This window comes from Streptomyces sp. NBC_01465 (assembly GCF_036227325.1).
GTDB lineage: Bacteria > Actinomycetota > Actinomycetes > Streptomycetales > Streptomycetaceae > Streptomyces.
Window position 1 is genome coordinate 5,752,526 of record NZ_CP109467.1, and the last position, 23,959, is coordinate 5,776,484.

Below are 23,959 nucleotides of genomic sequence, written 5' to 3' on the forward strand. Positions count from 1 at the left end.
ATCCAGCCGGGTCCCCGACTGCGCCTCGCGCACGCCGGTCGCAGAGTTGTTCGCCAACTCGGCTGTGATGTTCACTCGTTCGGGTGGCCCACCGGACGATGCACGCCCCCTCGCCACACCCACTGAAATGGTCAGGAGCCATGTCAGGGGCGGGGGTTTCTCTGTGTGACCAGCGAGTCAAGGATGCGAGCACCGGTGCGGAACAAGCAGCCTCGGGGCAGTAACGACCCGCGCACGATGCGCGTGCGCAGAAGGCTCGTGGCCGGTGTCGCGGTCGTCGGGATCACGGTCCTCGCGGCCGGCGCGCCCTCGGTCGTCAGTGCGTCGTCCGAAGTGTCGGACGCCCAGCACCTGGTGGACCTGGCCGCCCTCAACCAGCAGGCCGTCTCCCTCGCGCACACCCTCGCCGACGAGCGCGACGACGTGACCGTCTACATCGCGGGCGGCCGCGACGGCAAGAAGCCGGAGACCGGCGGCGTCGACCGGGCGATCGACGAGATCAGCGCCGCATCGGCCGGCGCCCCCGACAGCCTCCGCCGCGAACTCGCGGGCGTCCCCGCCATCCGCCGTACGGCACTGACGGGCAAGGGCACCGCCCTCGACGCCCAACGGGCCTACTCCGAGGTCGTGGCCACCCTCCAGGACCTCGCCGAGCAACTGGCCGACCGGACACCGCCCGAGGCGGCCGCGACCACCCGCGCACCCCTCGCACTGGCCCGCGCCGTCGACCAGGCATCCGCGACCCGGGGGCTGCTCCTCGCGGCGCTCGCCGTCCCGCGCCCGGCCAAGGTGTCGGTGTACGACCCGATCACGGCCACGTACGTCCTCAAGCAGCCGTCCGACGACCCCAAGGCCAAGGACCGCGACGCCCTCAGCTCCGCCGCCCAGCAGGCCCGCGTCCGTGAACTCGGCGCACTGGCCGACTTCGACCAGGCCGCGCAGCCCGACGCCCGCGAATCCCTCTCCGCCACGGTCTCCGGCACCGAGGTCAACAGCGCCGAGCGCTATCTGACCCGCCTCGCCGACCAGCCGCAGCTCTCCGGCGCCGACCTCGACACCAGCAAGAGCAAGCTCGACGACGCGCTCTCCGCCCGTACGGACCAGATGCGCAGCGTCGAGTCGACCCTGGGCGTCGAGCAGGAGAAGCAGCTGGCGAAGCTCCGCGACGACAAGGTCACCGCGCTGGAGATCCAGATCGCCGAGACAGCCGCACTGCTGCTCCTGGCGATCGGCGTCTCCACCGCCGTGGCCCGCACCCTCACCCGCCCGCTCGCCGTCCTGCGGATCGGCGCGGCCCGCCTGGCCGCCGACCCCGAGGCGGAGGAGCCGGTGCGCTTCACCGGCCGCAACGACGAGTTCGCCCAGGTCGTACGGTCGCTGAACACCCTGCACGGCAAGCTGCTCGCCGCCGGTTCGCGCGCCCAGTCCCTCGTCGGCGACCACAGTGAACTGGCCGACAGCCGCGAGATGCTGGCCGCCGAACGCGCCGAACTCGAAGCCCGTACAGCCGCCCTGGAGGCCGAATCGGCCCAGGTCGCCGCCCAGTTGGACCGGCTGCGCTCCACGGTCCACTCCACCTTCGTCAACCTCGCCCTGCGCAGCCTCGGCGTCGTCGACCGCCAGCTCACCGTCATCGAGTCCCTCGAAGAGCGCGAGCAGGACCCTGAAGGTCTCGCCACCCTCTTCAAGCTCGACCACATGGCGACCGTGCTGCGCCGCCACAGCGAGAACCTCCTCGTCCTGGCAGGCGCCGAGCACGGCCACGCCCACGGCGGCGCGGTCCCGCTCGTCGACGTCCTGCGCGCGGCCGTCTCCGAGATCGAGCGCTACGAGCGCGTGGCGATCCAGTCGCTCCCGCCGCACGCCCAGGTCGCGGGCTTCGCCGCCGACGACATCAGCCACCTCGTCGCCGAACTCCTGGAGAACGCGGCCGCGTTCTCCCCGCCCGACGCCCAGGTGCAGCTCTCCGCCTGGATGCTGGAGAGCGGCGAGGTGATGGTCTCCGTCCAGGACGAGGGCATCGGCATGGCCCCGGCCCGCCGCACCGAGATCAACGCCCGCCTCGCCACCCCGGACCCCGAGTCCGCGGACCCCACCACGGGCCTCGGCCTGCACGTGGCGGCGCTGCTGGCCGCGCGTCATGGCGTACGGATCGAACTCCGCGAGCAGCAGCAGGGCGGCACGGCCGCGGTCGTGGTCCTGCCCCCCGCGCTGCTCCCCACGGAGCCGCCGGTCCTCGCCGTCCCGCGCCGCGCACCGGTGCCGGGCGCCGCGCCCGCGCTGAACCTGCCGGGCCAGGTCGCGGAGGCCAACTCCAATGCGCTGCCCACGCGTTCACGTGCGCGCTACGAGATCGGCCCCGACGCCCACGAGCGCGCGCCCGAGCCCGAGGTGGACGAGCCGACGTTCACGATGCGCCTGCCGGTACCGCCGCCGGAGCCCGAGCCCGCACCGGAGCCGGAACCCGCACCGAAGCCCGCGACCGAGACCCTGACCACCCCCAAGGGTCTCCCCAAGCGCACCCCCAAGATCACCCCGTCGGCGTCGGCGGAGCCCAAGAAGCGCCCCGCCGGCGTGGACGCCGATGCCCTGCGCCGCAGGCTCGGAGGCTTCCACCAGGGGGCCAAGGACGGCCGCAGAGACGTACAGGCAGAAATCGACGACTCGGCGGACACCGACGACGCGGGGGACAGTGTCGAGGAGGCACGCAGTTGACCGCACCCAGCACAACCGGCGCATACGGATTGAGCAGTGAGGCCCGCAACCTGCACTGGCTGCTGCAGAACCTCGTGGAGGAGGTGCCAGGGGTCCACTCCGTCACGGTCGTCTCCTCCGACGGCCTGATGCTGCTCTCCTCGGAGCCCGACGAGGGCACCGCACCCGAGGCACGGAGCAGCGGCCCCAAGGGCTCCTCGGCGGACCTCGCCACCATCGTCTCCGGCATCGCCAGCCTCACCGTCGGCGCGGCCAAGCTGATGGACGGCGGCGGCGTGAAGCAGACGATGGTCGCGATGGAGGAGGGCAGCGTCTTCGTCATGTCGATCAGCGACGGCTCGCTGCTCGGCGTGCACGCGACACCCGACTGCGACATGAGCGTCGTCGCGTACCACATGGCGCTCTTCGTCGGCCGCGCCGGACACGTCCTGACCCCCGAACTCCGCAGCGAGCTGCGCAAATCCATGGAGAGCACCAGGTGACCCCGCCCGTACCCCAGCTCCCCGCCCGCCGCCCCGCGCGCGTACGCCCGTACTCGCTCACCGGTGGCCGCACCAAGTTCGGCCACGTCCTGTTCGTGGAGACCTTCGTGGCGGCACTGGACGCACCACCCACGCGTCCCGAACTCCTCAGTGGCGGCCCGAAGCACCTCATGCCGGAGATGCAGGCGATCGTCGAGATCTGCCGCCGGATGCGTACGGTCGCCGAGATCTCGGCGCTCCTCAAGATGCCGCTCGGCGTGGTCCGCGTACTCCTCAGCGACCTCGCCGACCAGGGAAAGATCCGTGTGTACGGAACCGGGCACGGCGAGGGCCAGCCCAACCGTGCGTTGCTCGAAAGGGTGCTGAGTGGACTCCGCCGTCTCTGACCTCGCCGAGGACAACATCCAGGCGTGGCAGAACGACCGCACCAGGGCTCCTGTCTCCACGAAGATCGTGGTGGCGGGGGGTTTCGGCGTAGGCAAGACCACGTTCGTCTCGTCAGTCTCAGAGATCACCCCGCTGAAGACCGAAGCGCTGATGACGCAGGCGAGCGAGGACACCGACGACCTCAGCGACACCCCCGACAAGCAGACGACCACCGTCGCGATGGACTTCGGCCGGATCACGCTCGACGACGACCTCGTCCTGTACGTCTTCGGCACCCCCGGCCAGCAGCGCTTCTGGTTCATGTGGGACGACCTGGTGCGCGGCGCGATCGGCGCGGTGGTCCTCGCGGACACGCGCCGCCTGGCGGACTGCTTCCCGGCCCTGGACTACTTCGAGTCGTGCGGACTGCCCTACGTCGTGGCGGTCAACCACTTCGAGGGAACCCCGGGCTTCGAGGCGGCCGACGTACGAGAAGCCCTCACCATCCCCGCCCACGTCCCCGTCCGGATCATGGACGCGCGCAACCGCATCACGGTGATCGAGTCGCTGCTGACCCTGGTGGGTCACGCGCTCGACACCACCCCCGAATAGGAGCAACCCCGCCATGCGGAAGATACTCATCGTCGGAGCCGGCCAGTCCGGGCTCCAACTCGCCCTCGGTCTCCAGTCGCAGGGCTACGAGGTCACCCTCATGTCCAACCGCACCGCGGACGAGATCCGGGGCGGCCGGGTCATGTCGACCCAGTGCATGTTCGACACGGCGCTCCAGCACGAGCGGGACCTGGGGATCAACTTCTGGGAGTCGCAGGCGCCGAGGATCGAGGGCGTGGGCGTCTCGGTGGCGGGCCCGGAGTCTCAGCGAGTGATCGACTGGGTGGGAAAGCTCGACGGCTACGCGCAATCAGTGGACCAGCGCGTGAAGATGGCCGGCTGGATGGAGACGTTCGCCCAGCGCGGCGGCCAGCTGGTCATCCACGGAGCGGCAGTCTCCGACCTCGACTTCTTCGCCCGCACCTACGACCTGGTGATGGTCTCGGCGGGCAAGGGCGAACTGGTCTCGATGTTCGGCCGCGACGAGTCGCGCTCCCCGTTCTCGGTACCGCAGCGCGCCCTGGCGGTCGCGTACGTCCACGGCATGGGCCCGCGCCCGGAGCACCCGGACTTCGACGCCGTCCGCTGCAACCTGGTCCCGGGGGTCGGCGAGCTCTTCGTGATGCCGACGCTGACGACGACGGGCCGCGCGGACATCCTCTTCTGGGAGGGAATCCCCGGCGGCCCGCTGGACGCGTTCCAGGGAGTGAAGGACCCCAAGGACCACTTGTCCCTCACCCTGGAACTGATGGAGAAGTTCACGCCCTGGGAGTACGCAAGGGCGACCAAGGTCGAACTCACCGACGCGGGCGGCACATTGGCGGGCCGCTACGCCCCCACGGTCCGCAACCCGATCGGCCGCCTGCCCGGCGGCGGCCTGGTGCTTGGCGTCGCGGACGTGGTGGTCGCGAACGACCCGATCACGGGCCAGGGCTCCAACTCGGCGTCGAAGTGCGCGGCTTCGTACCTGGAGTCGATCGTGACCAGGGGAGACCAGCCCTTCGACGAGGCCTGGATGCAGCAGACGTTCGACGGCTACTGGAACACGGCACAGCACGTCACGAAGTGGACGAACGCGATGCTGGGGGTTCCGCCGGAGCACGTACTGAACCTGATCGGCGCGGCGGGTCAGCTCCAGCCGGTGGCGGACCGTTTCGCGAACGGGTTCAACAACCCGGCGGACTTCGAGAACTTCTTCTACGACCCGGAGAAGACGAACGCGTATGTGGGTGGGGTCGCGGCGGCTGCGTCAGCGGCGTAAGCGGGCCGTGTCGGGGCGCGCCTCCTCCGGGGGCTCCGCCCCCGGACCCCCGCTCCTCAATCGCCGGAGGGGCTTGATTTTGCCCCTGCGGGCTCGTTTTCTGCGGGTTGTATGAGCCCGCGCGTGTGAGCTCAGGTGGGCAAAATCAGCCCGTCCGGCGATTGAGGACACGCGGCCGAAGGTCGCGTACGGGGGCGCAGGGGGCGAAGCCCCCGCAAAGGCGGGGTCCGGGGCGCGCAGCCCCGGCCCACCCCACCCCCGCTAGGGGGTCTGGGGCGCAGCCCCAGTTTCGGGAAGGGGCGGGGTGGGGGAAATCTCCGGCACCACGGGCGGCGCATACGACGCCATCGCCCCCGCCCCAGGATCCGGCCGCACCGCCCCCAACAACGGATTGGACGCGATCGGCGACACCTTCACCACGTCCCCCGGCCGCGGCGCCTGCACCACCATCCCGTCCCCCAGATAGATCGCCACATGCGTCGCCCCGGGGAAGTAGATCACCAGATCCCCGGGCCGCAGCTCCCGCAGCGGAACCCGCTTCAGCTGAGCCCACTGCTCCTGCGAAGTCCGCGGAATCACCCGCCCCGCAGACGCCCACGCCTGCGAAGTGAGCCCCGAGCAGTCGAACGACTCGGGCCCCTCCGCCCCCCACACATACGGCTTCCCGACCTGTCGCACCGCGTACGACAGCGCCGCATTCCCCGCCCGCGAAGGCGCCCCCGCAGGCGCACCCGGCGACCCGGCCAGCACACCGGAGTCGATCAGCGTGCGCTGCGCGGAGTCGACGGAAGCCTGCTCCAGCCGCGCCACATCGGCGAGTTGCTGTGCGCTCAGCGAAGCAAGCAGCGTCTCCACCGACTTGAGCCGCCCCTGCACCGCATCCCGCTGCTTCTTCTGCTTCGCCGCAAGCACCTGCTCCGCATCCAGCGCCTCCTGAGACTTGGCGGCCAGCTCACTCGCCCGCACCTCCGACCCTTCGAGCCGGCTCACCCGAGCCAGCCGCTCCGAGGAGGCCCGCTCGATCTGATGGCCCTGGTCGATGAACTCCTGCGGGCTCCGCGCGAGCAGCAACTGCATGTAGTCCGACAGACCGGTCTGCCCCTGGTACTGCTCCCGGGCCATCCGCCCGACCTCGCTCCGCCCGCCCGCCAGGGCGATCCGCACCTTCGCGAGCTGCGCCCCCAGCCGTTTCGTCTCGGCGGTCTGCGCCTTCAGGTCGGCGGCGGTGGCGTTGTACGTCTCGCTCGCCTCTTCCGCCTGCCGGTACAGGGTCTGCATCTCGGTGAGCGCCCCCGCGACCGTCGTGGGCGGCGAGCTCACGGAATCCACGGAATCCACGGGATCCCCAGGATCCCCCGGCACCGCGAACGCGAGAGCCGGCGTCGCCGCGATCACCGTCGCCATGGCAGCCGTGCAGATGGACCGGAGAAGTCGCCCTGACATCCCATCACCTCCGCCCCGACCATGGGGCGATGGCGACGGAACCGCCTCAGGGGTGACCGATTCGGCCCAACGAGGTCACTCGGTCCGGTCCATCCCCGGCGTGGCGTCCGGCCCTGTCGCCGCGTCCGGCTTCGACCACGGCCACCGCACCCCCGAAGGCGGCTTCCCCTCGGGGGAGTGGACGTACTTCCACCGCCGGGTCAGCCCGACCCGCCCGGACGCTGCCGCAGGAGTCCGTACGTACACGAGCACGGTCGGCGCCCCGCCGTCCGCGTCCGGTACCGGCACGTTGTACAGCTTCGGCGGATGCCCGGTGGGCCCGAGCAGTACGGGCAGCACGCGTCCGTCCAGGGGCCCGCCCTCGAAGGGGGTGTCTTCGCTCTTCACCCCACCAGTGTCACCCCACCGGTGTCACAGCAGGTGGGCGGCCTCGCCGACGACGGGGATCACCCGCCGGGCCAGCACCCCCGCCGACCCCTCCGGCGTCTCCAGCGCCAGCGCGGCCTTCACGGCCTCGGCGGCCTGGGCGTCGGTCGCGGCGGTGACGGTCAGCAGCCCCACCAGATGGTCGACGAGCCAGTCGCGCAACTCGCCCAGCGGCGGCTGCTTCCCCTCGTCGAGCCAGATCAGCGACGCCGCCTCGACGGCGGCGATCCACGTCCGGACCATCATCCGCAGCCGGGGTCCGGGGTCGGGCATCCGGAGGTGGACGAGGATCTGCTCGGCGGCGGTCCGCCGTACCTCGTCGACGATCGCACTCGTACGGGACGTCTCGGCGACGGAGCCGCCCTGCAGCAGCGCGGAGAACCCGGTGTCGTGCTGGTCCACAAAGGTCAGATACCGATCCAGCGCCCGCGTCAGCCGCAACGTCAGCGGCCCGCTCTGGGATTCGGCGAAGCACTGCTCCAGCTCGTCGGCGGCCGACCGCAGGGCAGCCTCGTACAACTGCTGCTTGCCGCCGGGGAAGTACCGGTAGACGAGCGGCCGCGACACCCCGGCCGTCTCGGCGACCTCGTCGAGCGAGACGTCCTCGGGAGCCCGGTGCGCGAAGAGCGACAGTGCGGCGTCGAGGAGCTGGCTGCGGCGCTCCGCGACGCTGAGCCGGCGGTAGGCGGGGACTGCTGCGGGGGTCACCCTCGCAGCGTAATCCCGTACGGAGGTCAGCGGGCCAGCAGTCCGGAGCTCACCCACAGCCGCCGCCCCGCCCCCTGCAAGACGCCGATGTCATCCAAGAAGTCGGTCAGCCGCCGGGCCCCGTTCTGCATGACCTCCGCCCGGTGGCCGCTCGCCTTCACCTGGGCGACGGCTTCCCGCCGGTCGAGGCCGACGTTCGTGTACACCTGCGGGTTGACGAAGCAGGTGGAGAAGACGCGCGCGGCCTGTCCGCTGCTGATCCGGGTGAAGCGCTGCTCCCAGCGCGGTGCGGTGACCATCTGGCGCCTCAACTCCTCGCGTGCGTACCGCACATGGCGCGCCTCCTCGACCACATGGATACGGGTGACGCCCCGCACCAGGGTCTGCACGCGCTCGTCCGGGAAGGTCAACCGCTGCATGTAGTCGAGGATCTCCTCACCCAGCAGCGTGGCGGAGAACGACCCGGGTGTGGTCGAGACGGTCTTCAGGACGCGCGCCAGATTGTGGTAGAAGCGCGGCACCTGATAGGTCGGCGCCCCGCCCTTCTGGATCATCTTGGCGAACATCATCGAGTGCCGGCACTCGTCGGCTATCTCGGTCAGGGCGTAGCGGACGTGCTGACTGGTCAGGGACTTGTCGTAGATGTGCCGTACGAGCAGCTGCATCAGGATGATCTCGAACCAGATCCCCAGCGAGGCGAGCGACGCGGCCTCGTGACGGGCGAGGTCCATGCGCTGGTCCTCGCTCATCCTGCGCCACATCGGGGTGTCGTACAGCGACAGCAGCTCCGGCGGCCAGAACCACTTCCCGTCCTCGACGGGTGCTTCCCAGTCGAGTTCCTTCTCGGGGTCGAAGGAGTGCTTGGCGGACGATTCGAGCAGCCGCCGGGCGACCTGTTCGCGGTCCCTGAGGAGGCCGAGGGCGTCGCGGAGCACTTCGCGTTCGGTCACGGAGGTCATCTCTGAGGGCACCTCTTGCGCGTCGGAGAGGTCGGGTCATCCGTCGGGTCACCGGGCGGGTTACCAACGGTCACGTCTTATGAGACTGCTTGTCAGCAAGCTCGTCAATCCCTCACGCACGACTTGTTGACCCGGCGTCTACCAACGTGTGAACCTGCGCTGTATGTCGACACATGAGCTCTACACGGGCGGACCGATCGACCCCAACTGGCAAGTACCGTCGTCCAGTTCAGCACGGTTCAGCTGGGAGTACGACGACGGCCGCGACCGCCTCCTCGCCCTGTACCAGAAGGGCAAGGACAAGCAGTGGGACGGCGCCAAGCGCATCGACTGGTCCCTGGAAGTGGATCCGTACGACCCGCTCGGCACCCCCGACGAGGCGATGACCCTCTACGGCACCCCGTACTGGGCGAAGATGACCGACAAGAACAAGGGCGACCTCCGGCGCCACTACACGGCCTGGCAGTTCAGCCAGTTCCTGCACGGTGAGCAGGGCGCGATGATCTGCGCCGCCCGCATCGTCGAGTCGGTCCCCGACCTGGACGCCAAGTTCTACTCGGCGACGCAGACCATGGACGAGGCCCGGCACGCCGAGATCTACGGACGCTTCCTCCACGACAAGATCGGCATGCTCTACCCGATCAACGACAACCTCCAGGGCCTCCTCGGCGACACCCTGCGCGACTCCCGCTGGGACATGCCCTACCTCGGCATGCAGGTCCTCATCGAAGGCCTCGCCCTCGCCGCCTTCGGCATGATCCGCGACACCACGGACAAGCCGCTGCCCAAGCAGATCCTCGCGTACGTGATGCAGGACGAGGCCCGCCACGTCGCCTTCGGCCGCATGGCGCTGCGCGACTACTACAAGCAGCTCTCGGACGCGGAACTGCGCGAGCGCGAGGAATTCGTCATCGAGGGCTGCTACTTGATGCGCGACCGCCTGCGCGGGGTCGAGGTCCTGGAGAACTTCGGCATCCCGAAGAAGGAGGCCGAACAGCTCTCGGAGGAGTCGGAATTCCTGGCCCTCTTCCGCCAGTTGCTCTTCAGCCGCATCGTCCCGTGCGTCAAGGACATCGGACTCTGGGGCGAGCGGCTGCAGAAGGCGTACGTCGACATGGGCGTCTTCGAGATGGGCAACTCCAACCTGGACCTCCTGATGACCCAGGACGAGGAGATCGCGGAACAGCTGGACCGCGAGCGCTTCGAGGTGGAGGAGCAGGCGCGCGTGACGGAGGTGAAGGAGGCGATCGACGAGGGCGCGGCCTCCTGAGGGACCGGTGCCACTCGGATGGAGTAGCGTGCTGGCGTGTCCATGCCTCCGCCGCCCCAGCAGCCGCAGCCGAACCCCTTCGGCCAGCCGCCCACGCCGTACCCCCAGCAGCAGCCGGGCCCCTACGGCCAGCAGCCCGCCGCCCCCTATGGCCAGCCTGCTCCCTACGGCCAGCCGGCCCCCTGGGGGGCTCCGCCGATGGGCATGCCGATGGGCCCGCCGCCCAAGAAGAAGACGGGCCTGATCCTCGGCATCGTCGGCGGAGCCGTGGTGCTGATCGTCGGCGGGGTGGTGGCCCTGGCCATGATCGGCGAGAAGGTGGTGTCCCTCCCGAAGGCGGAGTACCAGCTCACGCTCCCCAAGACGCTGCTCGACGGCAAGTACCAGCTCACCAAGGACCTGTCCGACACCGAGGGCGCGGCGATGAAGAAGGAGGCGGACGGCGCGTGGGACGCGAAGGTCACCCGCGGCCTGCTCGCCCAGTACGCGCTCGGCGGTGACGACGCCAAGGGCCAGCTGACGGTGTCCGGCATGTACGGCCGCTTCAAGAACACCGGCCTGGCCCGCCGCGGCATGATGGAGGGCGCCGCGAAGGGGGCGAAGGCCGTGGTCGCGGTCAAGCCCAAGGACTTCCACCCCTCGGGCTCCGACGTCCCGATCGCCTGCGAGGTCCTCACCTCGACCCAGTCCGGCCAGCGCCTCACCATGCCGGTCTGCGCCTGGACGGACGGCAACACGGGAGCGACCGTCGCGGAGATCACGCAGGAAACGATCCTGAAGGCCCCGACCGAGATCGACCTGGAAGCAGCAGCGGAAACGGCGGCCCAGGTCCGCACGGAGATGCGCAAGCCGCTCGGCTGACCGGGGTGGCGGCCTGCACCCCGTAAAGGGCTACCCGGGCAGGCCGCCCTCCGCCACCATGGCCCCATGACCGCCAACCCCGCCGCCGCCCGCCGCAGTCTCGAAGGTCTTGCGCTCGGGGACGCCTTCGGGGAGCGGTGGTTTCCGCTCTTCCGCGAGCCCCGGCAGTCCTACGAGGACATCCGCGCCCGCCGCACCCCCGAAGAGCCCCGCTGGCACTGGACTGACGACACCGCCCTCGCGCTGGCGATCCAGCGTGTCCTCGACGAGCACGGCGCCGTCGACCAGGACCGGCTCGCCGCCTGTTTCGCGCTCACCTTCGACGCCGATCCGGGGCGCGGCTACGGGTACGGCATGCACACACTGCTGCCCGCCCTCCTCCCCGCACCGGAGGAGTGGCGCACCCTCGCGCCGGACCTCTTCGACGGAGGCAGCCTCGGCAACGGGGCCGCCATGCGGGTCGCGCCCCTCGGGGCCTGGTTCAGTGACGACCTCGAACTCGTGGCCCGGCAGGCCGAGTTGTCCGCGGAGGTCACCCACGCCCACCCGCAGGGCATCGCGGGCGCCGTGGCCGTCGCCACCGCCGCGGCTCTCTCCGTACGGGGAGAACTCGACATCCGGGCCGTGGCGGACCGGACCCCGGAGGGCCCCGTGCGCGACGGCCTCCTGCGGGCCGCCGGCGTCCCCTTCGTCACCGAGCCCTGGAAGGCCTCCGACCTCCTCGGCAACGGGCAGCGGATCCGCGCCGACGACACCGTCCCCTTCGCCGTCTGGTCGGCGGCCCGTCACTCCGGGGACCTGGAAGCGGCCCTGTGGGCCACGGCGGAAGGGCTCGGCGACGTCGACACGACGTGCGCGATCACCGGCGGCATCGTCGCCGCCCGTACCGGCGTCGACGCCGTCCCGCCCGAGTGGCTGGAGCGCCGCGAGGCGCTGCCCGGAAAGGGCTAAGCGGCCGGCGGCGGGAAGCTCGTGCGCAGGGTGAAGGCCGTCGGGGTGGGGCCGTTCTCGCGGAGGTCCACCAGGCGCGCCTCCGCGTCCGTCACCGTGGGGCGGTAACCCGCCGGGACCCACCACAGCGCCGTCATCGCCTCCTCGATCCGCTCGAAGAACTCGTAGCGGCGGCCCAGGAGTTCGCGGTGCTGCCCCTGGTACATGAAGGCGGTGAGCGCGTTCGGGTCGCGCCACACCGACATGTTCACCATCAGCCACTCGTCCCCGAAGATCCGCAGTTCCGTCGCGTCCCCCGCCTCCGTCTGCAGGCGCCAGACGAAACCGTCGGCCTGGTCCGCGACCGCGTTCACCGGGTCCAGGCCGTCCACGAAGGGCTTCAACTGCGGTGAATCCAGGGGGAATTTGAGCCGGGCTATGTTGACCTGGGCGAGTTCGTAGGATGCGGCGGGTATGTGAGGAGTCGTCATGAGGCGCACTCTAATCACAACTCCCGCCGCCCGCCGGTCAGTTGAGCGCCGCCTCCATGACCGCCTTCGCGATCGGTGCCGCGTTCCCGCCCCCGCTCACGTCCGAGCGGTTCGCCGAGGCGTCCTCGACGACCACCGCGACCGCCACTGCCGGGGTGTTCGAGTCCGACTTCTGCGCGTACGAGATGAACCAGGCGTACGGCGTCCCCGAGTTGTCGATGCCGTTCTGCGCGGTGCCCGTCTTGCCGCCGACCGTCGCCCCCTCGATCGCCGCGTTCGTGCCCGTCCCCGTCGCGACCACCGCCTCCATCATCGTCTTGAGCTGGGTCGCGGTGGTGACGTTCATCGCCTGCCGGTAGTTCTTCGTGCCGGTGTCGGAGACCGTGCTGCGGTCGGAGCGCGTCGTCTTGTCGACCAGGTGCGGGTACATGATCTGCCCGTCGTTGGCGACCGCCGCCGCGACCATCGCCATCTGCAGCGGCGTCGCGCTCGTGTCGTACTGGCCGATGCAGGACTGCGCGAGGTGGTCGTTGCTCATCTTGGTGTCGAAGTTGCTGGCGGCGACCCCCGAAGGGATCTTCACCCCGCTGTCGTTGAAGCCGAAGGCCTCCGCGGTCTTCACCATGCCGCTCAGCCCCACGTCCACGCCCAGCTTGGCGAAGACCGTGTTGCACGACACCTCGAAGGCGTAGAGCAGCGTCGCGTTCTTGCACTGGTCCGACGCGCTCTCGTTCGTCAGCTGGTAGGTGGTGCCGGGCAGCGTGTACGGATTCGGGGTGTCCGTGGGCGTGTTGATGTCGGTCGCCACCCCGCTGTCCAGGATCCCCGCCGCCGTCACGACCTTGAAGGTCGACCCCGGCGCGTACACCTGGCGGATCGCCCGGTTGAGCATCGGCTGGTTGACGTCGGAGTTGAGCGAGGTCCACGCCCGGGTCGACGAGGAGTCCGTCCCGGAGATCAGCCCCGGGTCGTACGACGGCGTGGAGACCAGCGCCAGGATCTTGCCCGTGGTGGGCTCGATCGCGGCGACCGCGCCCTTCTTGGAGCCGAGACCGTTGTACGCCGCCTTCTGCATGTCGGCCTGGATGGTGGAGGAGACGTTGCCGCCGGGCTGCTGGGCGCGGGTCAGCTCGTTGAGGAGCGGCACGGTGGAGAGCATCGAGTCGGTGCCGGAGAGGATCCCGTCCTCGGCGTTCTCGATGAGCGTGGTGCCGTACGTCTGCGAGGCGTAGCCGGTGACGGGCGCGTACAGCGGGCCGTTGTTGTACGTCCGCTCGTACCGCAGCTGCTCGCCGGTGTCCTTGGAGCCGGTGACCGTCTTGCCGTCGACCAGGATGTTCCCGCGCGGCTGGTCGTAACGCGCGATCGTCTGGCGGCGGTTGGCGGGGTTCTTGTCGAGGGAGTCCGCGTCGAAGACCTGGACGCGGGTCGCGTTGAGGAGGAGTGCGACCAGCAGGAGCAGACAGAAGCCGGCCGCGCGGCGGATGTAGCGGATCATGACTCGTCGTCCTCCACGATCGGGGCGATGACGCCGGTCTCGACCGTGCCCGGGTGCGGGGCACGGGCCGAGTCGCTGATCCGGATCAGCAGCGCCACGATCATCCAGTTGGTGACCAGCGAAGAGCCGCCCTGGGCCAGGAACGGCATCGCCATGCCGGTGAGCGGGATCAGGTCCATGACGCCGCCCGCGATCACGAAGACCTGGATGGCGATGATCGAGGCGAGCCCGATCGCGAGCAGCCGCCCGAAGGGGTCGCGCAGGGCCAGGCCCGCGCGGTAGCCGCGGGCCGCGAGCAGGGCGTACAGCATGAAGATCGCGGTGAGGCCGAAGAGGCCGAGCTCCTCGCCCGCCGTCGCGAGGATGAAGTCGGACTTGGCGGCGAAGCCGATGAGGATGGAGTGGCCCTCGCCCAGGCCCGTGCCGAGCATCCCGCCGGCGCCGAAGGCGAAGAGCGACTGGGCGAGCTGGCTCGCGCCCTCGCCCGCGTCGATGGAGGCGAAGGGGTGCAGCCAGTCCTCGACGCGGCTGCGGACGTGCGGCTCCAGGGTGCCGACCACGGCGGCGCCCACGGCGGCCAGCACCATCCCGATCGCGATCCAGCTGCCACGGCCCGTGGCCACGTACAGCATGATCACGAAGAGTCCGAAGAAGAGGAGCGAGGTGCCGAGGTCGCGCTCCATGACCAGGACGCCGACGCTGATCAGCCAGATCGCGAGGATCGGGGCGAAGACCCGCATGGTGGGGAGCTGGAGCTTCCAGATCTTGCGGCCCGTGTAGGCGAGGGCGTTGCGGTTGGCCGCGAGGTACGCGGCGAAGAAGATCGCGAGCAGGATCTTGGCGAACTCACCGGGCTGGATGGAGAAGCCCGCGATACGGATCCAGATCTTCGCGCCGTTCACGGCAGGGAAGAAGATCGGGATGATCATCAGCACCAGGGCGGTGGCCACCGAGAGGTAGGCGTAGCGCTGGAGGACGCGGTGGTCGCGCAGGAAGACGACGACGGCGATGAAGAGCGCGACGCCCAGCGTGGACCAGATCAGCTGGGTGGGGGCGGCCTGGTCGCCGGGGGTCTCCAGGTCGAGGCGGTAGATCAGGACGAGGCCGATTCCGTTGAGGAGTACGGCGATCGGCAGCAGCAGCGGGTCCGCGTAGGGGGCGCGGAAGTGGACGGCGAGGTGGGCCAGGAGCGCGAGGAGGCCGAGCCCGGCGCCGTAGCTGAGCGCGTCGGCGGGGGCGGAACCGTTCTTGGCGAGACCGACGTCGACGTAGCCGAAGACGGAGATCAGGACGGCGGCGACGAGAAGCACGAGCTCGACGCCGCGCCGCTTGGGGAGGCGTAGTTCGGGCGGGGGTGCTTCCGCCGTCGTTGCGGTCATGCCAGGCAACGTAGCAAGACAGAGACCTTATGTCCCTTTATGTCATAGTGTGCCGAGGGATGCTGATGGCCTGTCACGACGGCCTGACGACTGACCTGACGACTGAGGAGTGCGGATATGGGGCCTGTGGAGTTCATCGTTCTCGCCTTCCCCGAGGAGCAGCTGCACGTCGACGCCGTGGCCGCGATCGCCGCCCTGCGCAAGAGCGGTGCGGTGCGCCCCGTCGACTCGCTGGTGGTCACCAAGACCGCGGCGGGCGAGGTACTGGCGGCCGAGCTCACCGAGTTCGAGGAACTGAAGGACGTCCTCGTCGGCGAGGACGCCGCACAGCTGATCGGGCCCGAGGACGTCAAGGAGGCGGCCGAGCTCCTGGAGAACGGCAACTGCGCGCTCCTCGTCCTCGTCGAGCACCTCTGGGCGCAGGCCGCGGCCGACGCCGTACGGGAGGCGGGCGGGCACATCGCCGCTTCCGTACGCATTCCGCCGGAGCGCCTGCGGGAAGTGCAGGCCGTACTCGCCACCGCCGCGTCCCAGGAGGGCTGACCCCATGTTCATCCGACCCATGCGACCGATGGTCCGTCCCGTCATGCGCCCACGGGGCGCCCCGCTGCTGCGCGGTGCGCTGGTGGGCGGCGCGGCGTACGCCGTCGGCAAGAACAACGCCCGGCGCGCGCAGAACGAGCAGGACCAGAACGCCGCGATCCAGGACCTCCAGGCGCAGCAGTCCCAGCCCCAGTACCAGCAGCCGATGCCGGCCGTCGCGCCCGCGCCCGCCGCCCCCGCCTCCGGCGGCGATGTCGCCGACCGGCTGGCCCAGTTGGGGCAGATGGCACAGCAAGGCCTGCTCACGCCCGAGGAGTTCGCGGCCGCGAAGGCGAAGCTGCTAGGCGTCTGACCCGGCCCCGGCGGCGGTGTCGTCGAAGCTCACGTACTCGGGCAGCGTGAGCCGGGCCTCCGCGCCGCCGCCCTCCGCCTCCTCCGCGTTGCGGAAGACGAGCTCGGCCCCGATCACCGCCGCCTGCCCGACCGCGATGGTCAGCCCGAGACCGTGCCCCTTGGTCTCGGCGTTCGTACGGAACCGCTGCGGCCCGTGCTCCAGCAGATACTCCGGATATCCCGCGCCGTGGTCCCGCACGGTCACCACGGGCCCCTCCACGCTCACCACCACCGGCGCCCGCCCGTGCTTGTGCGCATTGCCGACCAGATTGCCGATGACCCGCTCCAGGCGCCGCTTGTCGCTCTCCACGCGGGCCGCCCTCCCCACCCGTACCTCCGTGCCCGCCCCCGCGGCGAGGGCCACCCGCTCGGCGATCGGCGGCAGGAGGTGGAAGGCGAGGTCGACCGTCTCGCTCCCCGCGTCGAGCCGGGAGATCTCCAGCAGGTCCTCGGTGAGCGAGCGCAGCACCCGTACGCGGTCCTGCACCAGCTCCGAGGGGCGGCCCGGCGGCAGCAGTTCGGCAGCCGCGTGCAGTCCGGTCAGCGGGGTGCGCAGCTCGTGCGCCACATCGGCGGTGAAGCGCTGCTCGCTCTCCAGCTTGCGCTGCAGCGAGGAGGCCATGGTGTCCAGCGCCCCCGACAGGATCGCCACCTCGTCCTGCCGGCGGCGCGGCCCCCTGGCCCTGGGGTCGTTGACGCGCGCGTCCAGGTCGCCTGTGCTGATCCGGCCCGCGACCAGCGCGGCCTTGCGCAGCCGGCGGGTGATCCGGGTGACGGTGAAGGCGCCGATGAGGAGCGTGGCGCCGATGGCCAGGACCGAGGAGGCGAGGATCGACTGGTCCAGGTTGGTGATGGTCTTCGCGCTCTGGCTGTAGTCGACGGCGGTGGCGATCACCTTCCCGTCGGCGGGGCCCGCCGCCCACATCACCGTCCGCCCGCCCCGGTCGGCCACCATCGTGCCGCGCTGCCCCTTCAGGGCGAGGTCGTGCAGGGTGGGCGGCAGATCGGGCGGGTCGATGCCGGAACGCCAGGGGAGCGGCTCGCCGTCCTGGTACGCCTCCACGGTCTCCGACAGCCGGTCGAGCGCCTTCTCACGGGCCTGGGTGACCGTCTGGTGCGTCACCGACGCATGCACCAGACCGCCGAGCAGCGCGGCCAGCATGCAGGACATCACCGTGATGAAGACCGCGGCCTTCCAGGTGAGCGAGGCCGCCCAGGACGGTGCGAGACGGATCCTCATTCCGCGCTCGCCCGCCGGGGTCTGGCCGGGCGCGCGGAGGACAGCGGCGCCGGGGACTTCTGGGGGGCGACGCGCAGGATCTCGTCCCGGGTGGGGAGCATCGCGCGCTGGCTGGAGTCCCAGGACCACGAGGTCCGGTACTCGTAGCCGGGCAGCCCCGCGGGATCGCGGATGATCACGTCGCGGTCGGCCAGCTCGACGCTGATCACGTCGTCGACCGTGTCCATGATGCGCAGCAGCTCGCCGTTGTGGGCCCAGTAGCAGTTGATCGCCAGCTGGCCGTCGGGCAGCGTGATGCCGGTGATCAGCTCGTCGCGGCTGTCGCCCGTCAGATCCCGGTAGTACGGCTTGAGCACATCACCGTCGGCGATGAAGCCGGACGTGGTCGGATCGGCGCGCACCACCTTGGCCGGATCCACCGTGTGCACGTCGTCGCCCTTCACCTTGATCCCCGGCACGGACTCGGAGGCGCTCGACGGCGGCCCCGACGGCTGTACGGAGGCGGGCGTCAGGGTGGGCCACAGCTGAGTGGGCCCCACGGCGGTCGGGGTCGCGCCCGCGCTCTGCAGATCGCCCGAGGTGCCGCATCCCGCGCACACGGCGACGAGCAGCGCGACCGTCGCGGTCAGCGGTGCTGCTCCGGCTGCGGGGCGGTGGCGGCGGCGCAAGGCTCTCCTTCCGTACGAGTGCATCCAGCCCAGCCTGTAACGGCAGCGGCCCCGGCGCATCCTCGCGCCGGGGCCGGGATGCGTCCCGCTCAGCCCTGGTACGGGTTCTGGCCGGCCTGCTGCTGCGGGGCGTCCTGCTGCCCGTACGCCTGCTGCTGCGGCTGCGCCTGGAGCCCGTCCGCCTGCTCCTTGGTGATCTTCTGCTCCATGCCGCAGAACGTGCACTGCGTCGTGTACTTCACCGAGATCGGGAACAGCGGCACGAAGAACAGCGTGAACTTGGTGACGCGCTTGCGCAGCGTGTGCGCGGCCGGATTGCCGCAGTGCCCGCACACCAGCGTCAGCATCGCCAGCTGGTACAGGTACCCCCTGGTACCGAAAATGATCATGCCGTGGTCCCCTCCTCGGTCATACCCGGCCCGTACTGGCCGCGTACAGGCTACGGCTCGGACAATCCCGCAAGCAGACGGACCACGTCCAGCCCCGTGTCCAGATACTCCTCGAAGACCGGATTGTGCAGTGCCCACCGCGACCGGCGCTGTCTGACCAGCGCGATCGCCTCCTCGGGGGTGCGCCCCGACCGGATGAGCGTGTGCGCGACGACCAGCCCCGAGCGGTTGTACCCGGAGTGGCAGCGCACCAGTACGCTCCGCCCGAGCCCCAGCGAGAGCTGCGCGATCTCCGCGAGCCGGATCACCCCGTCCACCTGCGCCTCGTCGAGCGGGGCGTCGGGGATCTCGTGCACATGGTGCTCCACGCCGGGCGGCGGGCCGTGGCCCGGGCGGCGCAGCAGACTCAGTACGACGTCGAACTCGTCGCGTACGACGGCCAGTTCAAGCCCTGTCTCCGGACGGAAGAAGGCGTGCCCGCCCATCCACAGCCCCGGAACGATCTCGTCCCAGGCCGTGTCCGGTGCCGGAACGTCCCCGTCGTCCCTCCTGCGCACGCGCAAGGTCAACCCCCTCAACTCACCTCAACGGTAACCTGGTTATTGCCCCTCCGCCCTGTGTGCTGTTCCCATGGTCGTGGGTGGGATGAGGTGATGCGGCATGACCGGTCTGAGGATCACCCCGGCGTGGCGGCACAGTCAGGAACGGCTGTACGTGGGCCTGCCGGACGGCAGGAACGTCGCCTGGTACGACCGTGACACGAGCAGGGTCAGCCTGCTCTTCGACGAACAGAGGGAAGCGGTCCTGGAGGCCCTGCGGCCTTTCCTGACAGGGGAGTTCACCGTCGGCCCCCCTCCCGTGCCGACCCCGGCCGACCTCGCGCTGCTCACCCTGCACCCCGACGACGACCTGGCGCCCAACCGCCCCGGCGAGGCGCTCCACGCCGTACTGGACGGCGCCGCACCGCCCTCGCGGTTCCGTGCCGACCCGCGGCGGGGCGCGCTGGTCGCGCAGCAGGCGCTGGGGGAGCGGCTCGACGGTCTCGAGGGCGCGGGCTGGCGGGTGCTGCACTCGGTGCCGCTGCCGGGCGGGGGGCACATCGACCACCTGCTGATCGGCCCGGCAGGGATCATGACCGTACGCACGCTGTACGTAAGGAAGTTGCGGGTCCGCATCGCCGACCCCCTGGTCACCGTCGGCCGCACCGAGCCCGAACCGCAGCTCCGCTGGGCACGCAGGGAGGCCGAGCGGGCGTCCCTCGCACTCGCGGCGGCGGTCCGGCCGGTGCTGGGTCTGGTCGGGGCGGCGCGGGTGGAGGTCGCACCCGGGGCGGGCGCGGGGAACGTACGGATCCTGCGCGACGGCGAGGGGGACGTGGAGGCGCTGGCGCGGCTCGGCGGCGTACTGAAGCCCGCGGACATCGAGGCGCTGCACGCCACGGCGCGGGACCGGAGGACATGGCTCCGGGCATGACCGTGACAAATGTCCTGCCCAGTACGGGACAGTCGCATCTGATGCCCAACTCCCCTTGCCCGGCAGGCTGTAGCCATGGAAATCAAGGGGAACGCCGCAGCAGGAAACGCCACCGCCACCAGCAACGCCGACAACGCGAAGAAGAACTTCGGCCCGCTGATCGTGGACGCCGTCATCCCGACGGCCGGCTACTACCTCCTCAAGCACGAGGGCATGTCCACCGTCTCCGCCCTCGCCTGGAGCAGCGTCGTCCCCGCCGCCCGCACGATCTGGGGCCTGATCAAGGAGCGGCAGCTCAACGGCCTCGCCGCGCTGATGCTGGTGGTCAACGTGGTCGGCCTGGCGCTCACCTTCCTCACCGGCGACCCCCGGCTCATGCTCGCCAAGGACAGCGCGGTCAGCTCCACGGTCGGCATCGGCATCCTGGTCTCCGTGGCTCTCGGCCGCCCGATGATGACGGCCGGCCTCAAGCCCTGGCTGGTGAAGGCCGACAGCGCCAAGTCCGAGGCCTGGGACCGGCTTTCGGCCGAGTCGACCGCCTTCCGCCGTATCGAGTCGCGGTTCTCGCTCATCTGGGGAACCGCGCTGCTCGGCGAGTGCGTTGTGCGCGTGGTGGGCGCCTACACGCTCCCCGTCGACACCATGGTCTGGCTCGGCGGAGTGTTCACCGGCGGCGCCATCCTGATCGCCATGGTCATCGGCAGCGTGGTCGCCGTGAACCCGATGGAGAAGCTCATCGCGGCGGAGACGGCCGAGGCGGCCCCCGAGACCACCTTCACCCCCGCGACTGTCTGACCGAGAGAAGAGACCCCACCATGCGACGCCACGGCATCAACTACGACACCGGCTTCACCCCCACCGGCCCCGAGTCCTCCCGTACGGAATTCGACGCGGCCACCGTCCGGCGCGAGATGCAGATCATCGCCGAGGACCTGCACTGCGACGCGGTCCGCATCTCCGGCGGCGACCCCGAGCGCCTCACGGCGGCCGCCGAGGCCGCGGCGGCGGCGGGCCTGGAGATCTGGTTCGCGCCCTTCCCCTGCGACCTCCCCGCCGATGAGCTCCTTGCGGTACTGACCGACTGCGCCGACCGGGCCGAGGCGATCCGCGGGACCGGCGCCGAGGTGGTCTATGTGACCGGCTGCGAGATCTCCCTCTTCAACCCGGGCTTCCTGCCGGGCGAAGGCCTGATGGAGCGGATCGACGCCCTCACGAACGCCGACCGCGCCTGGTACGGCACCGAACTCCCCGCTGTGCTCGGCCGGTTGAGCACCTTCATGGCCGACGTGGCCGCCGCGGTGCGCCCCCGCTTCGGCGGCAGGATCACCTACGCGGCCGGCCCCTGGGAGCACATCGACTGGACCCCCTTCGACATCGTGGGCGTGGACGCCTACCGGGCCGAGTACAACAAGAACACCTTCCGCGAGGAGATCCGCGGCCACCTCGCGCACGGCAAGCCCGTCGCGGCGACGGAGTTCGGCTGCTGCACCTACCAGGGGGCGGGGGACCGTGGCGGCAGCGGCTGGGCGGTCGTCGACCACGAGGCGCAGCCGCCGGCCCTGAACGGCGACTACGTACGCGACGAGTCCGAACAGTCCCGCTACCTCGACGAGCTCCTCACGGTCTTCGAGGAGGAGGGCCTGGACGCCGCCTTCTGGTTCACCTTCGCCGGATATGGGTCCGTGCACCGCCCCGGGGACCCGCGCCACGACCTGGACATGGCCACGTACGGAGTGGTGAAGATGCTGGACGCGGGCGGGAAGGGGACGGCGTACCCGGACATGAACTGGGAGCCCAAGGAGGTCTTCCGCACGATGGCCGAGCGCTATGCGCGCCGGGACGTAAGGCCTTAATACAGAAGCAAAGAGACGTTCTCAACCAGCTCAAAAACCCCAGTTCAGCCGGTCCGGGACAGGTCCCGGACCTTTGGCCGTGCTGATTTTCCGGCCCCGGAACCGAGTGAACCGCCGCACGACAGAGCCCCTCATAAGCGGTGTACCTGGACAAAAAGCCTCAGGTCGCTACTAGGAGGTTCTCTCATGCGCAAGGCATACACCGTCTCGGCCATAGCGGTCGCCGCTTCGCTCGCCGTCGCCGCGCCGGCGACCGCGTTCGCCGCCGACGGAGCTCCGGCGCCGGCGCCCGTGACCTCCACCTCGACGACGCCCGACCAGCCGCAGGAGGCCGTCCAGGTACGCCTCTCCAAGACGAGCGGCAAGCCCGGCGACAAGATCACGGTCACGGTGAAGACCGAGGCCAAGGCCGACAAGGTCTCCGTCTCCTCCGACGGCCTGGACAACATCCAGGTCGCGCAGGCGAGCAAGGCCGGCGACACGTGGATCGCCACGGCGACCATCGCGAAGGACGCCAAGTTCGGTACGTACCAGGTCAACGCGATCGCCAACTTCCCGGACACCGCGCAGCAGGCGTCGGCCACGCTGTCGGTGAACACGGACCCGATCGTGAAGCCCGACCCCACCAAGCCCTCCCTGTCCCTGTCGACGGACGGCGGCAAGCCGGGCGACAAGGTAGGCGTCACGATCAAGGGCAAGGGCGCCGCGGCATCGGTCGAGTCGGACGCGTTCGGCGGCAAGGTGGCCCTGACGAAGTCCGGCGAGAACACCTTCCACGGCACGGCGACGGTCTCGAAGAACACGAAGTCGGGCTACTACCGAGTGGACGGCTTCCTCGACGGCAGCAAGATCGACTCGGCGAAGTTCGGCGTGGCGAACGACGCCACCCCCGCCCCCAAGCCCACCCCGGTCCAGCCGTCCCTGTCCCTGTCGACGGACGGCGGCAAGCCGGGCGACAAGGTAGGCGTCACGATCAAGGGCAGCGGCACGGCGGCATCGGTCGAGTCGGACGCGTTCGGCGGCAAGGTGTCGCTGGTGAAGTCCGGCGAGAACACCTTCCACGGCACGGCGACGGTCTCGAAGAACACGAAGTCGGGCTACTACCGCGTGGACGGCTACCTCGGCAACAAGAAGATCGACTCGGTGAAGTTCGGGGTCGCCAACGACGCGAAGCACACCACGAACGACAAGAAGACGGTCCCGCTCAACCCCACCCACCACAAGACCCCGCGCGGCTCGGTCAACACCGGCCAGGCCCCGGCCGCGTCGTCCCAGGACGGCGTCAGCACCGGCATGATCGCCGGCGCGGCAGGCCTCGGCGTAGCGGCCCTGACCGGTGCCGCGGTCCTGCGCCGTCGCCACAATGGCTGAGGCGCCCAAGGTCCGCCGGGGCGGCCGCGTCCACCACGCGGCCGCCCTGGCGGTCACCGCCGCGGTGGCGGTGACCCTGGCCACAGGCTGCTCGTCGACCCCCTCGACCAGCACCCCGAAAACCACCCCGGTCACCCGCACCACCGCCCTGTCCCCGTCCGTCCCGGACCACATCTCCATCCCGGACATCAAGGTCGACGCGGACCTGGGCACGGTGGGCCTGGACGCCAAGGGCGTGATGGAAACCCCGCCGATGGACAAGCCGATGCAGGCGGACTGGTACAAGCAGGGCCCCACCCCCGGCGAGAAGGGCACCTCGGCGATCGTCGGCCACATGGACACGGCCCAGCAGCCCGAGGCGGTCTTCTACAACCTCAAGAAGCTCAAGAAGAACGAACAGATCAAGGTCCACAGGGAGGACGGCACCACGGCGGTGTTCACGGTGGACGCGGTGGACACGTACAAGAAGCTCGACTTCCCCACGAACAAGGTCTACGGCAGCACGACCCACCCCGAACTACGCCTGATCACCTGCGGCGGCAGCCTCACCGAGGAACGTCACTGGGACTCCAACGTGGTGGTCTACGCCCACTTCGCCGGCAAGGCCTGACCCCAAAATCGCCTGCAG

26 protein-coding genes are annotated in these 23,959 nt (G+C 70.3%); 15 read left to right on the forward strand and 11 right to left on the reverse strand.

All coding sequences use genetic code 11. From position 1 onward, the window contains the following. The first annotated feature begins 183 nt into the window (after positions 1 to 183). Genes OG707_RS27175 through OG707_RS27195 form a run of 5 tightly spaced genes read left to right on the forward strand, consistent with a single transcriptional unit; the run spans position 184 to position 5,436 of the window. A complete protein-coding gene (locus OG707_RS27175) occupies positions 184 to 2,715 on the forward strand; it encodes a sensor histidine kinase (RefSeq protein ID WP_329122770.1) in 2,532 nt (843 codons plus the stop codon). Continuing rightward, a complete protein-coding gene (locus OG707_RS27180; protein WP_329122772.1) occupies positions 2,712 to 3,197 on the forward strand; it encodes a roadblock/LC7 domain-containing protein in 486 nt (161 codons plus the stop codon). The genes OG707_RS27175 and OG707_RS27180 overlap by 4 nt, the downstream gene beginning before the upstream one ends. Further along, on the forward strand, positions 3,194 to 3,583 hold the full coding sequence (locus OG707_RS27185; protein ID WP_329122774.1) for a DUF742 domain-containing protein: 390 nt from the start codon (positions 3,194 to 3,196) through the stop codon (positions 3,581 to 3,583). The genes OG707_RS27180 and OG707_RS27185 overlap by 4 nt, the downstream gene beginning before the upstream one ends. Further along, complete coding sequence (locus tag OG707_RS27190) at positions 3,564 to 4,175, forward strand: GTP-binding protein (protein WP_329122776.1); 612 nt, start codon at positions 3,564 to 3,566, stop codon at positions 4,173 to 4,175. The genes OG707_RS27185 and OG707_RS27190 overlap by 20 nt, the downstream gene beginning before the upstream one ends. A gap of 13 nt (positions 4,176 to 4,188) precedes the next feature. Further along, positions 4,189 to 5,436 carry a styrene monooxygenase/indole monooxygenase family protein gene (locus OG707_RS27195; RefSeq protein ID WP_329122778.1) on the forward strand — a complete coding sequence of 416 codons (1,248 nt, stop codon included), beginning with the start codon at positions 4,189 to 4,191 and terminating at the stop codon, positions 5,434 to 5,436. Between the two features lie 261 nt (positions 5,437 to 5,697). On the opposite strand, the gene OG707_RS27200 is transcribed toward OG707_RS27195, so the two are convergent. The 4 genes from OG707_RS27200 to OG707_RS27215 all read right to left on the reverse strand — a co-directional run bounded on the left by OG707_RS27200 (position 5,698) and on the right by OG707_RS27215 (position 8,972). Then, positions 5,698 to 6,879, reverse strand: coding sequence for an NlpC/P60 family protein (locus OG707_RS27200; RefSeq protein ID WP_443071398.1), 1,182 nt, complete (start codon positions 6,877 to 6,879; stop codon positions 5,698 to 5,700). Positions 6,880 to 6,954: 75 nt separating this feature from the next. Then, complete coding sequence (locus OG707_RS27205; protein WP_329122782.1) at positions 6,955 to 7,266, reverse strand: hypothetical protein; 312 nt, start codon at positions 7,264 to 7,266, stop codon at positions 6,955 to 6,957. Positions 7,267 to 7,290: 24 nt separating this feature from the next. After that, positions 7,291 to 8,013 carry a TetR/AcrR family transcriptional regulator gene (locus tag OG707_RS27210; protein ID WP_329122784.1) on the reverse strand — a complete coding sequence of 241 codons (723 nt, stop codon included), beginning with the start codon at positions 8,011 to 8,013 and terminating at the stop codon, positions 7,291 to 7,293. 26 nt (positions 8,014 to 8,039) lie between these two features. Further along, positions 8,040 to 8,972 carry an AurF N-oxygenase family protein gene (locus OG707_RS27215; protein ID WP_329122786.1) on the reverse strand — a complete coding sequence of 311 codons (933 nt, stop codon included), beginning with the start codon at positions 8,970 to 8,972 and terminating at the stop codon, positions 8,040 to 8,042. A 163-nt stretch (positions 8,973 to 9,135) separates the two neighbouring features. Between OG707_RS27215 and OG707_RS27220 the strand changes: the two genes are divergently transcribed. The 3 genes from OG707_RS27220 to OG707_RS27230 all read left to right on the forward strand — a co-directional run bounded on the left by OG707_RS27220 (position 9,136) and on the right by OG707_RS27230 (position 12,054). Continuing rightward, positions 9,136 to 10,242 carry a ferritin-like domain-containing protein gene (locus OG707_RS27220; RefSeq protein WP_329122788.1) on the forward strand — a complete coding sequence of 369 codons (1,107 nt, stop codon included), beginning with the start codon at positions 9,136 to 9,138 and terminating at the stop codon, positions 10,240 to 10,242. Between the two features lie 42 nt (positions 10,243 to 10,284). Next, a complete protein-coding gene (locus OG707_RS27225) occupies positions 10,285 to 11,103 on the forward strand; it encodes a hypothetical protein (RefSeq protein WP_329127988.1) in 819 nt (272 codons plus the stop codon). A gap of 66 nt (positions 11,104 to 11,169) precedes the next feature. After that, on the forward strand, positions 11,170 to 12,054 hold the full coding sequence (locus tag OG707_RS27230) for an ADP-ribosylglycohydrolase family protein (RefSeq protein WP_329122790.1): 885 nt from the start codon (positions 11,170 to 11,172) through the stop codon (positions 12,052 to 12,054). Here OG707_RS27230 and OG707_RS27235 read toward each other — a convergent pair. Genes OG707_RS27235 through OG707_RS27245 form a run of 3 tightly spaced genes read right to left on the reverse strand, consistent with a single transcriptional unit; the run spans position 12,051 to position 15,401 of the window. Continuing rightward, positions 12,051 to 12,524, reverse strand: coding sequence for a DUF3291 domain-containing protein (locus OG707_RS27235; protein ID WP_329122792.1), 474 nt, complete (start codon positions 12,522 to 12,524; stop codon positions 12,051 to 12,053). The two genes, OG707_RS27230 and OG707_RS27235, sit on opposite strands and share 4 nt — an antisense overlap. A gap of 37 nt (positions 12,525 to 12,561) precedes the next feature. Further along, positions 12,562 to 14,022 (reverse strand): penicillin-binding transpeptidase domain-containing protein, encoded by a 1,461-nt coding sequence (locus tag OG707_RS27240; RefSeq protein WP_329122796.1) that lies wholly within the window; start codon positions 14,020 to 14,022, stop codon positions 12,562 to 12,564. Continuing rightward, entirely contained in the window at positions 14,019 to 15,401 is a 1,383-nt protein-coding gene (locus OG707_RS27245; protein ID WP_329122798.1) for an FtsW/RodA/SpoVE family cell cycle protein, read from the reverse strand. Before OG707_RS27245 ends, OG707_RS27240 begins: the two co-directional genes overlap by 4 nt. 117 nt (positions 15,402 to 15,518) lie before the next feature. Here OG707_RS27245 and OG707_RS27250 point away from each other — a divergent pair, with 117 nt between their 5' ends. Together OG707_RS27250 and OG707_RS27255 are read left to right on the forward strand one after the other, a co-directional pair. Then, positions 15,519 to 15,944, forward strand: coding sequence for a DUF6325 family protein (locus tag OG707_RS27250; RefSeq protein ID WP_329122800.1), 426 nt, complete (start codon positions 15,519 to 15,521; stop codon positions 15,942 to 15,944). A gap of 4 nt (positions 15,945 to 15,948) precedes the next feature. Beyond that, positions 15,949 to 16,296 (forward strand): SHOCT domain-containing protein, encoded by a 348-nt coding sequence (locus tag OG707_RS27255; protein WP_329122802.1) that lies wholly within the window; start codon positions 15,949 to 15,951, stop codon positions 16,294 to 16,296. On the opposite strand, the gene OG707_RS27260 is transcribed toward OG707_RS27255, so the two are convergent. The 4 genes from OG707_RS27260 to OG707_RS27275 all read right to left on the reverse strand — a co-directional run bounded on the left by OG707_RS27260 (position 16,285) and on the right by OG707_RS27275 (position 19,197). Beyond that, positions 16,285 to 17,577 (reverse strand): HAMP domain-containing sensor histidine kinase, encoded by a 1,293-nt coding sequence (locus OG707_RS27260; RefSeq protein WP_329122804.1) that lies wholly within the window; start codon positions 17,575 to 17,577, stop codon positions 16,285 to 16,287. The genes OG707_RS27255 and OG707_RS27260 overlap by 12 nt on opposite strands. After that, entirely contained in the window at positions 17,574 to 18,245 is a 672-nt protein-coding gene (locus OG707_RS27265) for a hypothetical protein (RefSeq protein WP_329122806.1), read from the reverse strand. The genes OG707_RS27260 and OG707_RS27265 overlap by 4 nt, the downstream gene beginning before the upstream one ends. An 89-nt stretch (positions 18,246 to 18,334) precedes the next feature. Next, positions 18,335 to 18,634: a zinc-ribbon domain-containing protein gene (locus tag OG707_RS27270; RefSeq protein ID WP_329122808.1), complete on the reverse strand. Its 300-nt coding sequence runs from the start codon at positions 18,632 to 18,634 to the stop codon at positions 18,335 to 18,337. Between the two features lie 50 nt (positions 18,635 to 18,684). Then, positions 18,685 to 19,197 carry a protein-tyrosine phosphatase family protein gene (locus OG707_RS27275; protein WP_329122810.1) on the reverse strand — a complete coding sequence of 171 codons (513 nt, stop codon included), beginning with the start codon at positions 19,195 to 19,197 and terminating at the stop codon, positions 18,685 to 18,687. A 97-nt stretch (positions 19,198 to 19,294) separates the two neighbouring features. Here OG707_RS27275 and OG707_RS27280 point away from each other — a divergent pair, with 97 nt between their 5' ends. The 5 genes from OG707_RS27280 to OG707_RS27300 all read left to right on the forward strand — a co-directional run bounded on the left by OG707_RS27280 (position 19,295) and on the right by OG707_RS27300 (position 23,941). After that, on the forward strand, positions 19,295 to 20,107 hold the full coding sequence (locus OG707_RS27280; protein WP_329122813.1) for a nuclease-related domain-containing protein: 813 nt from the start codon (positions 19,295 to 19,297) through the stop codon (positions 20,105 to 20,107). Between the two features lie 75 nt (positions 20,108 to 20,182). Next, entirely contained in the window at positions 20,183 to 20,902 is a 720-nt protein-coding gene (locus OG707_RS27285) for a VC0807 family protein (RefSeq protein WP_329122815.1), read from the forward strand. 20 nt (positions 20,903 to 20,922) lie between these two features. After that, positions 20,923 to 21,960: a hypothetical protein gene (locus tag OG707_RS27290; protein ID WP_329122817.1), complete on the forward strand. Its 1,038-nt coding sequence runs from the start codon at positions 20,923 to 20,925 to the stop codon at positions 21,958 to 21,960. A gap of 186 nt (positions 21,961 to 22,146) precedes the next feature. After that, a complete protein-coding gene (locus tag OG707_RS27295; RefSeq protein ID WP_329122819.1) occupies positions 22,147 to 23,331 on the forward strand; it encodes a hypothetical protein in 1,185 nt (394 codons plus the stop codon). Continuing rightward, on the forward strand, positions 23,324 to 23,941 hold the full coding sequence (locus OG707_RS27300) for a class F sortase (protein ID WP_329122821.1): 618 nt from the start codon (positions 23,324 to 23,326) through the stop codon (positions 23,939 to 23,941). Before OG707_RS27295 ends, OG707_RS27300 begins: the two co-directional genes overlap by 8 nt. Positions 23,942 to 23,959 lie beyond the last annotated feature (18 nt).

Excerpts from the sequence above, each read along its gene's own strand:
- OG707_RS27215 (WP_329122786.1), bottom strand. The coding sequence starts at position 8,972 with ATGACCTCCGTGACCGAACGCGAAGTGCTCCGCGACGCCCTCGGCCTC.
- OG707_RS27295 (WP_329122819.1), top strand. The coding sequence starts at position 22,147 with ATGCGCAAGGCATACACCGTCTCGGCCATAGCGGTCGCCGCTTCGCTC.
- OG707_RS27195 (WP_329122778.1), top strand. The coding sequence starts at position 4,189 with ATGCGGAAGATACTCATCGTCGGAGCCGGCCAGTCCGGGCTCCAACTC.
- OG707_RS27240 (WP_329122796.1), bottom strand. The coding sequence starts at position 14,022 with ATGATCCGCTACATCCGCCGCGCGGCCGGCTTCTGTCTGCTCCTGCTG.
- OG707_RS27285 (WP_329122815.1), top strand. The coding sequence starts at position 20,183 with ATGGAAATCAAGGGGAACGCCGCAGCAGGAAACGCCACCGCCACCAGC.
- OG707_RS27225 (WP_329127988.1), top strand. The coding sequence starts at position 10,285 with ATGCCTCCGCCGCCCCAGCAGCCGCAGCCGAACCCCTTCGGCCAGCCG.
- OG707_RS27235 (WP_329122792.1), bottom strand. The coding sequence starts at position 12,524 with ATGACGACTCCTCACATACCCGCCGCATCCTACGAACTCGCCCAGGTC.
- OG707_RS27245 (WP_329122798.1), bottom strand. The coding sequence starts at position 15,401 with ATGACCGCAACGACGGCGGAAGCACCCCCGCCCGAACTACGCCTCCCC.
- OG707_RS27300 (WP_329122821.1), top strand. The coding sequence starts at position 23,324 with ATGGCTGAGGCGCCCAAGGTCCGCCGGGGCGGCCGCGTCCACCACGCG.
- OG707_RS27260 (WP_329122804.1), bottom strand. The coding sequence starts at position 17,577 with ATGAGGATCCGTCTCGCACCGTCCTGGGCGGCCTCGCTCACCTGGAAG.
- OG707_RS27220 (WP_329122788.1), top strand. The coding sequence starts at position 9,136 with ATGTCGACACATGAGCTCTACACGGGCGGACCGATCGACCCCAACTGG.
- OG707_RS27270 (WP_329122808.1), bottom strand. The coding sequence starts at position 18,634 with ATGATCATTTTCGGTACCAGGGGGTACCTGTACCAGCTGGCGATGCTG.
- OG707_RS27255 (WP_329122802.1), top strand. The coding sequence starts at position 15,949 with ATGTTCATCCGACCCATGCGACCGATGGTCCGTCCCGTCATGCGCCCA.
- OG707_RS27175 (WP_329122770.1), top strand. The coding sequence starts at position 184 with ATGCGAGCACCGGTGCGGAACAAGCAGCCTCGGGGCAGTAACGACCCG.
- OG707_RS27250 (WP_329122800.1), top strand. The coding sequence starts at position 15,519 with ATGGGGCCTGTGGAGTTCATCGTTCTCGCCTTCCCCGAGGAGCAGCTG.
- OG707_RS27200 (WP_443071398.1), bottom strand. The coding sequence starts at position 6,879 with ATGTCAGGGCGACTTCTCCGGTCCATCTGCACGGCTGCCATGGCGACG.
- OG707_RS27230 (WP_329122790.1), top strand. The coding sequence starts at position 11,170 with ATGACCGCCAACCCCGCCGCCGCCCGCCGCAGTCTCGAAGGTCTTGCG.
- OG707_RS27280 (WP_329122813.1), top strand. The coding sequence starts at position 19,295 with ATGACCGGTCTGAGGATCACCCCGGCGTGGCGGCACAGTCAGGAACGG.
- OG707_RS27290 (WP_329122817.1), top strand. The coding sequence starts at position 20,923 with ATGCGACGCCACGGCATCAACTACGACACCGGCTTCACCCCCACCGGC.